General features: G+C 48.2%; 13 protein-coding genes. 3 read left to right on the forward strand and 10 right to left on the reverse strand.

Going from position 1 to position 15,398, the window contains the following annotated elements; genetic code table 11:
* Positions 1 to 82: 82 nt before the first annotated feature.
* Both moeB and moeA read right to left on the reverse strand, forming a co-directional pair.
* Positions 83 to 832 (reverse strand): molybdopterin-synthase adenylyltransferase MoeB, encoded by a 750-nt coding sequence (moeB, locus tag D515_RS00125; protein WP_002535024.1) that lies wholly within the window; start codon positions 830 to 832, stop codon positions 83 to 85.
* Positions 833 to 840: 8 nt separating this feature from the next.
* Positions 841 to 2,076: a molybdopterin molybdotransferase MoeA gene (gene moeA / locus D515_RS00130; RefSeq protein ID WP_002535025.1), complete on the reverse strand. Its 1,236-nt coding sequence runs from the start codon at positions 2,074 to 2,076 to the stop codon at positions 841 to 843.
* A gap of 379 nt (positions 2,077 to 2,455) precedes the next feature.
* On the opposite strand from moeA, the gene folE reads away from it, so the two are divergent.
* Positions 2,456 to 3,109, forward strand: a complete 654-nt coding sequence (folE, locus tag D515_RS00135; RefSeq protein ID WP_002535026.1) for a GTP cyclohydrolase I FolE — start codon at positions 2,456 to 2,458, stop codon at positions 3,107 to 3,109.
* 63 nt (positions 3,110 to 3,172) lie between these two features.
* Here folE and D515_RS00140 read toward each other — a convergent pair whose 3' ends face one another.
* The 5 genes from D515_RS00140 to D515_RS00165 form a co-directional block, all read right to left on the reverse strand.
* A complete protein-coding gene (locus D515_RS00140; protein WP_002535027.1) occupies positions 3,173 to 4,366 on the reverse strand; it encodes an amino acid aminotransferase in 1,194 nt (397 codons plus the stop codon).
* Positions 4,367 to 4,683: 317 nt separating this feature from the next.
* Positions 4,684 to 6,084 carry an asparagine--tRNA ligase gene (gene asnS / locus D515_RS00150; RefSeq protein ID WP_039849382.1) on the reverse strand — a complete coding sequence of 467 codons (1,401 nt, stop codon included), beginning with the start codon at positions 6,082 to 6,084 and terminating at the stop codon, positions 4,684 to 4,686.
* Positions 6,085 to 6,327: 243 nt separating this feature from the next.
* A complete protein-coding gene (locus tag D515_RS00155; RefSeq protein ID WP_239643911.1) occupies positions 6,328 to 7,443 on the reverse strand; it encodes a cytochrome-c peroxidase in 1,116 nt (371 codons plus the stop codon).
* A 9-nt stretch (positions 7,444 to 7,452) separates the two neighbouring features.
* A complete protein-coding gene (locus D515_RS00160; RefSeq protein WP_002535030.1) occupies positions 7,453 to 8,007 on the reverse strand; it encodes a hypothetical protein in 555 nt (184 codons plus the stop codon).
* A 201-nt stretch (positions 8,008 to 8,208) separates the two neighbouring features.
* Complete coding sequence (locus D515_RS00165) at positions 8,209 to 9,813, reverse strand: methyl-accepting chemotaxis protein (RefSeq protein ID WP_002535033.1); 1,605 nt, start codon at positions 9,811 to 9,813, stop codon at positions 8,209 to 8,211.
* Positions 9,814 to 10,039: 226 nt separating this feature from the next.
* Between D515_RS00165 and queD the strand changes: the two genes are divergently transcribed.
* Complete coding sequence (queD, locus tag D515_RS00170; RefSeq protein ID WP_002535034.1) at positions 10,040 to 10,402, forward strand: 6-carboxytetrahydropterin synthase QueD; 363 nt, start codon at positions 10,040 to 10,042, stop codon at positions 10,400 to 10,402.
* 98 nt (positions 10,403 to 10,500) lie between these two features.
* On the opposite strand, the gene queE is transcribed toward queD, so the two are convergent.
* Positions 10,501 to 11,163: a 7-carboxy-7-deazaguanine synthase QueE gene (gene queE / locus D515_RS00175; RefSeq protein ID WP_002535036.1), complete on the reverse strand. Its 663-nt coding sequence runs from the start codon at positions 11,161 to 11,163 to the stop codon at positions 10,501 to 10,503.
* Between the two features lie 260 nt (positions 11,164 to 11,423).
* Between queE and mlc the strand changes: the two genes are divergently transcribed.
* Positions 11,424 to 12,638 carry a sugar metabolism global transcriptional regulator Mlc gene (gene mlc / locus D515_RS00180; RefSeq protein ID WP_002535038.1) on the forward strand — a complete coding sequence of 405 codons (1,215 nt, stop codon included), beginning with the start codon at positions 11,424 to 11,426 and terminating at the stop codon, positions 12,636 to 12,638.
* A gap of 222 nt (positions 12,639 to 12,860) precedes the next feature.
* Here mlc and D515_RS00185 read toward each other — a convergent pair whose 3' ends face one another.
* Both D515_RS00185 and D515_RS00190 read right to left on the reverse strand, forming a co-directional pair.
* Entirely contained in the window at positions 12,861 to 13,700 is an 840-nt protein-coding gene (locus D515_RS00185) for an energy-coupling factor transporter transmembrane component T family protein (RefSeq protein ID WP_002535039.1), read from the reverse strand.
* Positions 13,697 to 15,391: an ABC transporter ATP-binding protein gene (locus tag D515_RS00190; RefSeq protein ID WP_002535040.1), complete on the reverse strand. Its 1,695-nt coding sequence runs from the start codon at positions 15,389 to 15,391 to the stop codon at positions 13,697 to 13,699. The genes D515_RS00185 and D515_RS00190 overlap by 4 nt, the downstream gene beginning before the upstream one ends.
* Positions 15,392 to 15,398: the final 7 nt, after the last annotated feature.

Here is a 15,398-nt window from a genome sequence, read left to right on the forward strand (position 1 = left end):
TGCCAAGACAGCATAAGCTGTTATAAATGTAGTAGAGATTTGTCGATATTGAGAAAAGTGTCAGCAAATCAATGAGGTTATGTTAAGTATTGCAGACAGGACAGGTTGGGTATTTAGGCAGATTAAAGTTGCGCCATTCGCTGGCCATCGCATCGTACAGCATGACCTTACCCGTTGGCGCAGGCGCAAAGCCTGATAATAGCTTAATAGCCTCTAGGGCCTGACAAGCACCAATGATGCCTACGACAGGACTGAGAATTCCGGCCTCAACACAGCTCAGCGCCTGGTCACCGAAAAGCGCGCTGAGACATTGGTAGCATGGTTCACCCTCTCCGTAGGTGAACACCGCTATTTGTCCTTCGAGCCGAATAGCAGCGCCGCTCACCAATGGCCTTTTGGCGTCAAAGCATAAACGGTTTAACTGATTGCGGGTCTCCACATTGTCGGAGCAATCCATCACCAAGTCGTGAGAATGAATGAGCTGACGTAAGGTTTCGTCGTCCAACCGCTTGGCAATAGTTTCTACCACGATATGTGGGTTGATTTTACGAAGACTGGCAGCGGCTGATTCCACTTTCAGTTCACCAATCGTGTCGTCACTGTGTAGCACTTGGCGCTGCAGGTTGGAGAGCTCAACCTTGTCGTCATCAATAAGCGTCAGTTTCCCGACCCCAGCGGCAGCAAGGTATTGCGTGGCAGCACAGCCAAGGCCGCCCGCTCCCAACACCAGAATACTGCCTTTTTTTAATGCTTCCTGACCGTCGAAATCAAACTGACGCAGAATGATTTGCCGGTTATACCTGAGTTCTTCTTCGGGAGAGAGAATATCCACGTTTTTCCTCAGTTCAGTACGGCATTAAATGGTTCAATGGTGACGGTTTCGCCCACTTCGATATGGCCGCGATCTTGCTCAAGTACGGCAAAGCAGTTAGCCAGAGACAAAGAGCTGAATGCGCCAGAACCCTGGTTGCCCGTAGTTGAAACCAGTAAATCGCCATTGTCATCCGTACGATAAACGGCACGTTGATAATCTGCTCGGCCTGGTGCTTTCTTAAAGCGGGTTTCGGCTTTGGCTTTCAGCGTAATTGAAGGTTGCCACTGAGTATGACCTGCCAATTTAGCCAATAGAGGCTGAACCAAAACGTGCAGCGTGACAAGGACTGAAACCGGGTTGCCTGGCAGACCGCAGAAGAGGGCGCCTTTCACTTTGCCGAAGGCAAAAGGTTTGCCCGGCTTGATGGCGATTTTCCAGAATCCGACTTCGCCTTCCTGATCCAGAATGTCTTTGGTGTAATCTGCTTCACCGACGCTGACGCCACCGGAAGTCACAATGACATCGGCTTCAGCTGCTGCTTTGAGGAAAGCCTCGCGAAGTTGGTCGGGACAATCAGGAATCACACCGAGGTCAATGGCTTCACAATGCATCTTCTCTAGCATGGCGCGAATGGTATAGCGGTTGCTGTCGTAGATTTCACCTTTGCCCAGTGTTTCACCGACCTGACGTAATTCATCACCTGTCGAGAAAAAGGCGACTTTTGGGCGACGTATGACGGTAACTTCGGCAATGCCCAGTGTTGCGAGCATTGGCACTTCGCGTGGTGTTAGCAGCGTGCCTTTTGGAATAACAACGTCACCCGCTTTTACATCATCGCCGATCGGGCGGATGTTTTGCTGTGGCTGGGCTGATGCGGTAAAAGTGATCTGGTCGCCTTCAACAGTCGTTTGTTCTTGCATGATAACGGCGTCCGCACCTTCTGGTACTTCTGCACCAGTCATAATGCGGATACAACTGCCTGTTGGCCATTCGCCTTCAAATGGCACACCGGCAAATGATTTCCCAGCCAGTCTTAACGTGTTAGACGAGGCCAAATCGCTGGTGCGAAGGGCGTAACCATCCATTGCTGAGTTAGCGAAAGGTGGCACGTTTAGCGGTGAGCGGATATCTTCCGCAGTGATGCGGTTTTGCGCATTAACAAGAGAAACCACTTCTGTTTCGCTGAGTGGCGTTGTGTTCTCAAGAAGGGTAGAAATAGCCTCAGAAACGGGCATCAATCCCGGCGTGTCGCAGCAACCCATATAAAGACTCTCATTCGTTTTTTGAATACTGTAGCCGATTGCGTTAGTCAGGTCATGTGACGTAACTTTCATGCTTAGCCTATGATCTCTATATAGACTTGTACTTTTGGCGGACACAATCGGTGCAACGAGATTGATGACAGAGCGTTAATAACGAACCAAGCATCTTTGTAATGATGAGGTATTCTGCTCAACTCGTAGAAGAAAGAAGGTATTATCGCAAACTTTGTAGCCGGAAACTAATGCCCACACGCATTTCGAGGTGTAATTTTCCTACTATTAACGTTATGCTTCAAAATTCTGACAGCACATTGATCCTTGTCCTCAAAAGGCGAGTAATAAATAAAACTATAACATTGGAACGATCCGAGGAATGACTATGACAGCATTGAGCGATTCTGCAAAACGAGTCCGTGAGGCGCTGATAGCACGTGGCATTGAGACGCCGATGCAGGCTGGGTCGCCGATGACCGCCCAAGAGAAGAAAGAGAAAATCGAATACCACATGCGTGAAATCCTGACGGCGATGGATCTTGATTTGGAAGATGATAGCCTGACTGAAACACCAATGCGCATTGCGAAAATGTATGTCGATGAAGTCTTTTCTGGCCTGGATTACGCTAACTTCCCAAAAATCACAGTTATCGATAACAAAATGGGCTGTGATGAAATGGTAAGAGTGAAGAATATTACGCTGACCAGCACCTGCGAGCACCACTTGGTGACTATCGATGGGCAGTGCACAGTTGCTTATCTGCCAAAGAACAAGATCATTGGTTTATCGAAGATTAACCGTATCGTAAGGTTCTTCTCTCAACGTCCACAGGTTCAGGAGCGCTTGACGCGCCAAATCCTCGTGGCCCTGCAAACGTTACTGGAAACAGATAACGTAGCAGTTCATATGAACGCAACCCACTATTGCGTGAAAGCACGCGGTGTAATGGACGCCACAAGTGAAACCACGACGACTGCATTGGGTGGTATCTTCAAATCCAACTCAGCGACGCGCGCAGAATTCCTACATGGCATCTAACACTGAATGACGAATACAAAAAAAGCGCCGGAAAGGCGCTTTTTTCTTGGCTGCAATTTTGAATTACTTCAAAACAGCGGCAATAGCTTTACACAGTGGACCCATGTTTGAACGTGTCATGCCAGCAACGCTGATTCGGCCAGAACCAACAATGTAAACACCGAACTCTTCTTTCAGTTGGTTCACTTGTTCTTTGGTCAGGCCAGAGAAAGAGAACATGCCGTTTTGACGCTCGATAAAGCTGAAGTCACGGTCAACGCCTTCTTCTTTCAATGTCGCTACGAACAGCTCGCGCATCGCCTGAATGCGAACGCGCATATCTGCCACTTCCTGCTCCCACTCTGCGCGCAGTGCCGCATCGTTCAGGATAACAGTCACAACCGCAGCACCGTGTGCTGGTGGGTTAGAGTAGATAACACGCGCAATGCTCTTCACTTGGCTAAATGCAGCTGCAGCTTGCTCGGCAGATTCACCGACCAGTGTGAATGCACCAACACGCTCATTGTACAGACCGAAGTTTTTCGAGAATGAACTTGCGACCAGAAGCTCTGAACAGCTTTCAGTGAAAATACGCAGACCTGCAGCATCTTCTTCAACGCCTTTCGCAAAACCTTGGTATGCAAAGTCAAACAGCGGCAGAAGACCTTTTTCTTTTACCAGTGCTGCGAGTTGTTGCCATTGGCCTGCATCTGGGTCGATACCGGTTGGGTTGTGGCAGCAACCGTGCAGAAGGACAACATCACCAGCGCTTGCAGTGTGGAGATCTGCCAGCATGGCATCGAAGTCCATGTCTTTAGTTTCTGCGTTGTAGTAGCTGTATTGCGCGACTTCCAGACCTGCTGCAGCGAATACGCCATTGTGGTTTGCCCAAGTTGGGTTGCTCACCCAAACTTTCACGTCGCCAAGTTGGCGTTTAATGAATTCAGCCGCCAGACGAAGAGCGCCGGTACCACCCGGAGCTTGTGCAGTTTGTGCACGTTTGTCTGCAATTACTGGAGCGTCAGCGCCGAACAGCAGTTTTTGCACTGCCAGACCGTATTCAGGGGTACCTGGAATCGCCAGATAAGATTTGGTGGTTTCGTTTTCCAGCAGAACAGCTTCTGCTTTTTTAACGGTTGCCAGAACAGGGGTGTTTCCGGATTCATCCTTGTAAATACCTACACCCAAATTGATTTTCTCAGCACGGGCATCGGCTTTGAATTCTTCGGTTAGGCCTAGAATAGGGTCGGCGGGAGCCGCAGCAATTTTTTCAAACATCTTCGTTCATCCATGGCGTTAGTAACTTTCTTTTTTTATAACATTTGGCTGATGGTAATAAAACGGAAATTTAAGGATTTTTTACGATTAGCTATCACTTGGCTGCCGGATGACAATAAAGCCTCTATTTCTCTATCTTTTCTTAATGGCGTGATGTGGGACAGACAAGTTTTGGAGGAGTGGCACAAAATCCTGAAACACGCATGAGAAGGGGAGTCGTACGTGCCAGAGAAGACGAAAATCTCGTGTGCCTGATGAAGAAAAATTACAGACAAAAAAGGCCGCTTTTCGCGACCTTTTTAAACATCCAAAATGGATTAGAAGTTTGCGCTACGTGGCGTACGTGGGAATGGGATAACGTCACGAACGTTGCCCATACCTGTCACGTAAGAAACCAGACGCTCGAAGCCCAGACCGAAACCCGCGTGTGGCACAGTGCCGTAACGGCGCAGGTCGCGATACCAGTTCATGTGCTCTGGGTCGATGTTCATCGCACGCATACGCTCGTCTAGTACATCCAGACGTTCTTCACGCTGTGCACCACCGATGATTTCACCGATGCCAGGTGCCAGAACGTCCATCGCAGCTACAGTTTTGCCGTCGTCGTTCAAACGCATGTAGAAAGCTTTGATGTCTTTCGGGTAGTTTTTAACGATAACTGGCGCGTTGAAGTGTTCTTCAGCCAGGAAGCGCTCGTGCTCAGAAGCCAGATCGATACCCCACTCAACAGGGAATTCGAACTTCTTGCCAGATTTGATCAAGATGTCGATAGCATCGGTGTAATCTACTTGAGCGAAGTCAGAATCAACAAACTTCTCAAGTCGGGTGATCGCTTCTTTGTCGATACGCTGAGCAAAGAATTCCATATCGTCACGGCGCTCTTCAAGCACAGCTTTGAACACAAACTTCAGCATGTCTTCTGCCAGCTTTGCTACATCGTCCAACTCTGCGAACGCTACTTCTGGCTCAACCATCCAGAATTCCGCAAGGTGGCGGCTGGTGTTTGAGTTTTCAGCACGGAAAGTTGGGCCGAAGGTGTAAACCTTGCTAATTGCGCACGCGTATGCTTCTGCGTTCAACTGACCTGATACCGTCAGGAAGGTTTCTTTACCGAAGAAATCTTCGTTGTAATCAACGTCGCCTTTGTCAGTGCGAGGCAGGTTTTCCATGTCCAGTGTAGAAACGCGGAACATTTCACCAGCACCTTCAGCGTCAGACGCAGTGATTAGTGGAGCAGATACCCAGAAGTAACCTTGCTCGTGGTAGAAGCGGTGAATCGCTTGTGCCAGACAGTTACGTACACGTGCTACCGCGCCAATGACGTTGGTGCGTGGGCGCAGGTGAGCTACTTCACGCAGGTACTCAATCGAGTGGCGGGTTTTCGCCATTGGGTAGGTGTCAGCATCTTCAACCCAACCAACCACTTTCACGTTAGTTGCTTGCAGTTCGTATGCCTGACCTTGTCCCGGGCTTTCTACCACCTTACCGGTAACTTCTACAGAGCAGCCTGTGGTAAGACGCAATACTTCTTCCTGGTAATTATTCAGCTCATTAGGAACAACCGCCTGGATAGGGTCAAAACAAGAGCCGTCATAAATGGCAAGGAAAGAAATACCGGCTTTTGAATCACGACGTGTGCGGATCCAACCGCGAACAGTGACTTCTGTGTCTACTGCCGCTTTGCCGTGCAGGACGTCTGCTACAGGCACATAGTTCATAATTTGCATCTAACTCCGTTGAAGAATATCCGACGATTCAGAGTCGTCGGATTAGGATAATTCGCACTAGGACTGGCAAGTTTACCCGCATACCTGAGCTACCTCAAGATGCAGGAATAACGAGGCTTCATGGTGCGATGAGATCGAAGAAAAAACCAGCAGAAATATAGGAATAAGTAGAAAAACTTATGACCCGGCGTAGAGCGCCGGGCCAAAACTGCAATATTGTGGTCTGTTTGTCGGTTAGATGTTGCCGCCTGGATTCAATCCACTGGGTACAGATTCAGGAATCGACTTATCAAAACTTTGATCTGTCAGCGAGCGAAGGAAGGCTTCAATCGCATCAATGGTATCATCGTCAACATCATCAAAGTCCAGTTGGGAAATGTCAGGGTCTCCACCGGGGTTCGTCATGTCGTCATAAAATACGATGGCTTCACGGAGCGTTCTGACTGTGCCGTTATGCATGTAAGGCGCGGTGAGTTCAACGTTTCTTAGACTAGGTGTTCTGAATGTGTTGTTGACGCCATTGTCGCTGATGCCTTCAGAAACCAGTTTCTGGTTGCTGTCGACGGGTAACTCATGAAGTTGAAAATCTGAGAACATAGGGCCGCTATGACAAGCATTACAACCGGCATCAATAAAGGCGTTAAGCCCTTGGATTTGTTGTTGGCTGAGCGCTGAATTATCTCCCCTTGCATAGCGGTCAAAAGGCGAGTTATTGGCGATTAAAGAACGCTCGAAAGCGGCGATGGCTTTACCTATACGCTCTTCGTTAATCGTGTTGTCACCAAAGGCGTCAGTAAACATCGAAATATATTCTGAGTTCTGTGAGAGACGGAAGACAACCTCTGGCAGGATCTCCTCTTCTGTAAACATCTCGCCGCGCATTTCTTCCAAAGAGCGGATAGGGTCAAGCGCTTGTGCTTCAAGAGACACAGAGCGGTTATCCCAAAACATCACGGTGGCACTGGGGTCGTAGTTGCCATCTTCGTCAATCCCATTGTAAGCCGTGTTGATAATGGTAGGCGCATTACGCAACACCAGCGCACCGGAGACACGTTCTGTGGCTAAACCAAGGCCGCCGACGCCCATGCTGACATCGAGATTGTCGCCATAGCCGACATTCGGGTGGTGGCAGGTGGCACAAGCCACATCTTCATTGCCTGAAAGAATCGGGTCCCAGAACAGCATCCGGCCAAGGGCGATTTTTTCGCTGGTAGATGGATTGTCTGCCGGCTCAATGATGGATAGTGGCAAGCTTCCGACTTGAGGGTTGTTCCCATTACCACCTAATGAGGCGTCACCACAGGCTGTTAGAAGAAGTGGAAGTACCATGGTAACAAGTCTTTTCATCATGAATACCTCTTAGAATGAATAGGAAAGGCTGATACCGAGTGAGCGGTAATCTGAGCCGTATTGATTGATAAAGAGCTTGGTTCCGACTGTGTTTTGCCATTCAACACCCAGCCCAAAAGCCGCTTTGTAAGTGAACTCATCAAAGTCACTGCTAGCATTGCGGTCGATGAGCGCAATGGCATAGGACTCTCGAATGTAGGCAACTCCAACTGCGGCCTCTAAAAATGCTCGGTTTCCCCAGAAGTAACCGAAATCCCATTGAGAGCCGACGTCAGCGTTGTAGATGTCAAAAGTACTGCCTTCATCGTCAGTGTCTGTGCGGTAGCCGGAAGACAGGTACAAATGAAAAGGTGACTGGCGTAAAAAGAAATATCTAAACTCTCCACCAATCAACAACTCATCTTCAGCGGCGACGCCGCCTTCGGTAAGAATTTCTGTCGTGATATCTAATTGATAAGTGTTGAAGTCATCTTGTGAGTAACAACTTGCGGCAAAAGTAAGGGGTAATGCTGCCAACGTTATTGGAACCGAAACGAATTTTTGTTCGGAAATAGGTTTTTCCATTTCTAACAGTCCGTTGCTTCAAAGGAGGAAACGTTAGATATAACTCGAAGCTTGTGAAAAAAATGTCGAAGGCTTTATTGGGCTGGATGAACGCGGGGTTCACGTCATCGGATGGGACGATAGTGGGTAAGATATACAGCCAGAAAGACAAAGCCCCGCCTTGGTTGCGGGACTTTGATACTCAAGACTGATCACGCTGGGTTATGCCAACTTGAATTGGTCGATCAGTTGCTCGAGTTGATCGGCGAGGTTTTTCAGCTTCGCGCTGATGGCCTGTGTCTGGTTGGCGTTGGTTGACGTGTCTTCCGCATGGGACTGAATGGTCACCACCTGTTCACGAAGGTTATCGGCCATTTCAGCCTGATGCACCGTATCCTGACTGATCTCTTTGGCGTTCGCATTCACAATCAGGATTTCCTCGGCGATCTGAGCCAATGAGTTAGACAGTTGCATGACGGTATCAGAGCGCTGAGCCGTGTTTTCGCACGTGGTCTCGATGGCTGAAGCTGAACGCTCGGCATCGGCTGTCAGTTGCTCGATGATGCTCTGAATATCGCCTGTCGCATCATGGGTGCGACTGGCAAGACTTCTTACTTCGTCAGCGACAACAGCAAACCCGCGACCTTGCTCGCCAGCTCGGGCTGCTTCGATCGCAGCGTTAAGGGCAAGAAGGTTGGTTTGTTCTGCAATTCCGCGAATGACTTCCAGAATGCTGTTCACTTCCTTGCTTTGCTGGTTCACAGCAAGGATTTGATGACGAACCTGATCGACTTCTTGAACCAACTGCTGGATCTGCTCCGCTGCAACATTCGCGACGTTGCGACCTTGTTGTGCGCTCTCTGCCAGGTTTTGGCTCAGTTCTGCTGCCTCCGTGGTTTTCTCTTCCACGATATGCTGATGATGCTGAACTTCATCAATTGACGAAGACATCTCTTGCGTTTCCCGGCGTTGATTCTCAACCAGATGATTGGTTTCACTGGAGACATTAGTGAGCACTGTAGCTTCCTCAAGCAAAGTCGTGGCAGTGCCTTTCACGCGGTTCAGACTGCTAGAAAAGCTGTCGAGCAAGGTATCGCAACTGGCTGCCAATTGTCCGATTTCATCGTCCCGATGCATGGCCAAACGTTGGCTGAGGTTTTTTTCTTCGCTGCAACGATGCATGAAATGGGAGATTCGCTTCAAAGGCGAAACCAAACTGACGCGAACAAAGCCGAAGGTCAGTGCAAAACCGCCGAGGGTAATGGCTCCCATGATGCCCGCCGTGACCCACATATCCCCGTTGATACTTTCATAGAGTTCGGACAGGTTATATTCCAGCCTCACGACCCCAAGAACGGTGTCCTCTGGAACAATGTGGCACTGCATACAATTGGTGCCGCGATAGTTTGCGCTGGCTTTCATTGGCAGAGCGACCACAATACCGGGACCATAATCACGGGTAACACGCTCTACGATGGTTTCTCCCGCTACCGCACGTTGGTCTATGTTATCGAGAATTGCTTGATTGGGATTTCCGGGGCCGAAGATGCTTGTAATGCCATCGGCACGGATAACGCGGGCATCTTCAATACCATTCTGTTCCAGTACTTTATTTCTCAGCGCTTCCTTTTGATGGATGGTGCCGGTCAGCATCATCATGTTCAGGCTATCGAAATAATTGCTGGCTTTATCTAAGGTTTGCTCTCCGACAATATCAGTAACAAATGTTTTCTGGTGATTAGTTTGGTAGATCAGGGAAACAGCTAATACGACAGAAAATATACCGAGCAAGACGAAGAGTATTTTTACCGCTATTGGTAGGCGCATTGTTAACGATGACTTCCATGTAGTTATTATTATCAATAGTTTAGCTTCAACAATGTGAATAAGTATTAACCATGATGTTAATGTGTGATTGTTGCAACACAAAAATTTATGGGTCGTCTCGCACGCTTGGAAATTGTTATTGCAGCCGAATCAGTTTGAGCTCAACGCAATTATTGAGTAGCATCGCCGCGCAATGTAAAAACACTCGATCACAGGAACGCTAAAAATGCATACCGAACTGTTTAAAGAATTCATGTTTGAAGCAGCACACCGACTGCCGAATGTCCCAGAAGGACATAAGTGCGGTCGTCTGCATGGCCACTCTTTCCTGGTTCGAATTTATGTGGCCGGAGAAGTGGATCCGCATACTGGCTGGGTGATTGATTTTTCTGAGATCAAGCAAGCATTCAAACCTATCTATGATCGTCTGGACCATTACTACCTGAATGATATTGAAGGTCTGGAAAACCCAACCAGTGAAGTACTGGCGAAGTGGATTTGGGATCAGCTAAAACCAGAACTGCCAATCCTTAGTAAAGTTATGATTAAAGAAACCTGTACAGCGGGTTGTATTTACACTGGCGAGTAAGCAGTTTGCTTTAACAGCTGAATAAAAAAGGGCCAAATTGGCCCTTTTTTCGTGCCTTGAAAAATAAGCAGTCTGCCTGCCTTTTTCAGAGAGTAATATCAGGCAATTTCCAGATACTTGTGTGTTTGAATCGAAAGACGCCAGTTTTTCTTGATGCAGGTTTCAATACATAGCTTAGTTGCACGTTCTTTTTGACTGATCGGTTGAAGTGCAACTTCTTTGCCTGACAAATCAATGTCTTTCAGTAGTTCTTCAAGCTTTTCGATATCACTTTCTGTACCCACTGGGTGCTTTATCTCATTGGCACGTGCTAAGGCTTCGCCCAAAACTGGCAGTTTTCCTCGCATGTTAATCTTAGGGGAAACAGTGACCCAGGTATTGGAGGTGGCTTTTACTGCATAGGTGCCGCTGGTTTCGATTTGACAGCGATAACCATTTGATTCTAATAGTGAAGTTAAAGGCAGCAGATCAAACATACAAGGCTCGCCACCAGTAATCACCACATGTTTAGCGTGATAACTGCTTTGCAGGTGAGTCAGAATTTCTTCGGCAGTGACTTTCGTCCACAATGGACTATCGCCATTTTTCGCGATAATGGTTCCAAAATCACGTTCATCGGCTGGCAGAGTATCCCATGTCTGGCGCGTATCACACCAAGGGCAGCCTACTGGACAGCCTTGAAGACGAACAAAGACAGAAGGTACGCCGGTGAAGGTGCCTTCGCCCTGAATGGTTTCGAATATTTCGTTGACGTTGTACATACCGCTAAAACAGTCACTGGTTCAAAGAAGGGGGCAGATTATGTCAGTTTCGGGGGCAACTGTCTTGACCAGAAATAAGCAGATACATCTCTTACCGTTTGAAATGGCGCTAACTTATTGATTTTAGGAATCTGAACTTTTTATCTATGCGGTAAATTATTTAGCTCGTGACGAGCTTCACGACATTATCTCATGACGCTTCACAATTACTTCGCAAAGTAAAAAAATTCACTATTCAAGAATTTTACAGGGAGTATGGGATGATCCTCGCCCAGCCAGGACATATAGATCACATCAAGCGTAACAACGCTGGAGCAGTATATAAGTTGATCGATCAGCTAGGGCCAATCTCCCGAATTGAACTCTCTAAGCGCAGCCAGTTAGCGCCTGCCAGTATTACCAAAATCACCCGTGAGCTGATTGAAGCCCATTTGGTCAAAGAGACTGAGTACGGTGAGCCAGTCAGCCGTGGACGTCCTGCTATCGGATTGGTGTTAAACAATGAAGGCTGGCAATTCCTTTCTATCCGTCTTGGACGTGGCTACCTGACGCTGGCACTCCACGAGTTGGGTGGTGACATTTTGGTTGAAGAGCGCCACGACATTCTGGTGCTTGAACAAGACTTACTGCTCGAACTGATTCAGCAGCATATCAACCAGTTTTTCTCCACCCACTCTGAGGTGGTTGACCGTGTCACTGCCATTGCCGTGTCCCTGCCCGGTTTGGTGAACAGTACGCAAGGTATTGTGATTCAAATGCCGCACTATGATGTGCACAACATGCCTTTGGGTCCTGCCATTCACCGTGCGACAGGCTTGCCTGTTTTTATCGGTAATGACACTCGTTCATGGGCTTTGGCGGAAAAGTTGTTCGGGAATGCGCGTGATGTTGAAAACTCAGTACTGATTTCGATCCACCACGGTGTCGGAGCTGGCATCATGATTGACGGCAAAGTGCTTGAAGGCCAAGTGGGTAACATTGGCGAACTAGGCCATATTCAGATTAAGCCTTTCGGCAAACGCTGCTATTGCGGAAACAGTGGTTGTCTTGAAACGGTGGCCAGTTTACAAGCAGTGCTCGAAGATGCGCAGGTACTGCTGGATCAAGGTCATGAAAGTGTGTTGCAGGACAAACCGCTGACGATTGATTCTCTCTGTGCTGCGGCAGTAGCGGGTGACGGTGTTGCGGTAAAAGTGATTACTGAGCTCGGTCACAATCTAGGTCAGGCAATTGCCATCGTGGTGAACTTGTTCAACCCAGAGCGAATTTTGATTGGCGGTGAATTCAACCAGGCGAAATCTGTGTTGTACCCAGCCATTATGGAACGCATTCAAAACCAAACGCTTCCACATTACTTTGAGAACTTGGTGCTGGAAGAAAGCCATTTCTATACTCAGGCAACCATGCCAGGTGCTGCACTGGTGAAACGCGCCATGTATGACGGCTATTTGCTAATGAAGGTGCTGGAAGGGTAAAGATCGACAGCCCCTAAGAGTGACAATGAAGAAAGGAGCCATTGGCTCCTTTTTGTTGTTTATACCAATCACAGTAAGTAGGTGATCAGAAATAGCGCAGGAAAAATGCTCGAGAGCAAGGCAAAAAATTTCGATAAGTAGTTATTCTACAATCAAATTTTTCAACGCAGTGATCGAGCATTTTAACAAGCTAGCATGAGCAGATATTTACTACGATTGGTATTATAGCGGGTACCAGACAACACCATTGTCGAGTGAGCGTTTCGTCAGCGCCAGCGCAACACAGATAGCGATAAGTGCCAGCATGCTCCAGTCTTTAAGAGCCAGCGGGCGCTCGTTATACCAAGTGCGCGATTTATTGCGTCCGAAGCCGCGAAGTGTCATGGCATTAGAGATTTCGTCGGCACGATCCAGGCTGGAAAAAATCAGTGGGATCAGAATCTTTGCCACACCACGGAAACGTGTCATCAGCGGTGCGTTCTTTGAGAAATCCACACCGCGAGCTTGCTGTGCATGCATGATATTGACGAAATCATTCTTCACTTCTGGCAGATAACGAAGCGTCAGGCTGACCGCATAAGCAATCTTGTAGGGTACACCAATGCGATTCAGGCTAGAGGCAAACTCCGTTGGGTGAGTGGTAAACACAAACACCAGTGCGATAGGGAACATGCTGAAGTATTTCAACGTGACCGTGAGTAGGTAAAACAGGGTTTCCTGAGTAAGCGAATAGTTACCCGGTAACGCAATGATCTCAGTTGCCGTGTTTGTCCATTCTGAACCTTGTTGGGGCGCAACCAGAAACATAAACACGGCATTCATGCCGAGTACGCTCAATGTACCCAGCAAAAGTGGTTTATAAACCTGAAAAGCCACGCCCGTCATCTTCAGCAAGGCTAGGCCGAGCAGCACCATTGCAACAATAATACGCAGGTCGAAGGTCGTGAGAACCACAGTGACCCAAGCCATAAACAGGGCAAATTTGGTGATGCCATTTAGCGCATGAAGCGGGGATTGGGTATCAATGTAGTTGATACCAAACTTCATTTTCGATGCTTTCATTTGGCGTTGTTCTCTGTCTCAATAAACTGCTGCATAAAACCGTTGATATCGCTGATGCCTGCCCGCTCTGCCAGTTCGTATAGGCTGGTGGTGGTCAGGTTAGCTGCATCTAAAAGCGCTGGGTGGCTGAAGACGTCAGTCATCGGCGCATCAGCGATCAGCTTACTGTCAGCAATCACGATAGAACGGGTGGTGTTTTCAAGCACCAGATGGAGGTCATGAGAAATAATCATCACGGTCACACCACGTTCTTTATTCAATCGTTTGATGAAAGAAAGCATCGCGGTGTAATTTCGATAATCCTGACCAGCAGTTGGCTCGTCCAGAATCAACAGTTCTGGTTCCATCACCAGAATTGAAGCGATGGTGACACGTTTTTTCTGGCCATAGCTCAGTGCATCGACTGGCCAATGGCGATATTTACTCAGACCACAGAATTCAAGCACTTCAAGACAGCGTCGTTCGAGCTCTTTGTCATCCAAACCTTGGTTTTTCAGGCCGAATGCCACTTCATCCATGATCATGTGGTGGGAAATCATGTGATTAGGGTTTTGCATCACCACACCGACTTTCTTGCTCCGCTCAAAAATCGATAGCTGATTGAAATCCTGACCTTCGAAGCTGATGCTGCCTGCATCTGGTTCCAACACGCCCATGATCAGTTTGGTTATGGTGGACTTACCCGAACCGTTTTTACCGAGAATGGATACCAATTCGCCGCGGTTAACAGTAAAGGAAACGTCTTCAAGCGCATTTTTCTCACCGTCATAGGAGTAGGTGAGACCTTCCACAGTTAGCAAAGGTTGCTGATTTTCTGTGCGAGCAGAAGAGCTGTTCACTGTTGCCCAATGTTGGAGCGACGCTTTGAACTTCTCGACGGGTAGCGCAGACAGATAGGCAGGAGAATCTGATTCCGCCAGCTCACAACCCGCATGTTTGAGCGCAGAGAAATACAATGGTTGGCGAATTCCGTGTGTTTCCAGCAGAACGGACATCATCAACGCATTTGGTGTGGTGTCTGCCACTATGGTGCCGTTATCCATCAGGATGACGCGGTCAACATGCTTGGTCAGCACATCTTCCAGACGATGCTCAATGATGATGATGGTTTTGCCGGTATCACGGTGCAGCTGATCAATGATTTCAATGGTGCGTTTGCCCGTCTTCGGATCAAGTGCGGCAAGGGGCTCATCGAACAACAGCACATCGACATCGTCGACCAGCACGCCAGCCAGAGAGACACGTTGCTTCTGGCCGCCTGACAAATCATGAGGCGCGTGGTTGAGCAGGGCTTCCAGCTCAACCATCTTGGCAGTGGCTTTCACAACCGGATACATGTCAGCAACTGGAACCTGTTGGTTTTCCAGAGCAAAAGCGATGTCTTCACCTACGGTTAGGCCAACAAACTGGCTGTCGGTATCCTGCAAAACGGTGCCGACTTGTTCTGTGTACTGAACCAGTGACATCGAACTGGCGTTTTGGCCGCCGATGAAAAGCTCACCAGAAACATCGCCTTCTACGGAATGAGGAATCAAACCGTTGATGCACTGACCCAGCGTCGATTTACCGCTGCCACTTGGCCCGATGATCAGGACTTTTTCACCTTTTTCAATGCGAAGGTTGATGCCCTTGAGCGTTGGGTTCACCAATGCATCGTATCGGAAGCTGAAGTTTTTAAATTCTATTGTCATGGAGATG

The sequence above is a fragment of the Grimontia indica genome, assembly GCF_000333895.2.
GTDB lineage: Bacteria > Pseudomonadota > Gammaproteobacteria > Enterobacterales > Vibrionaceae > Enterovibrio > Enterovibrio indicus.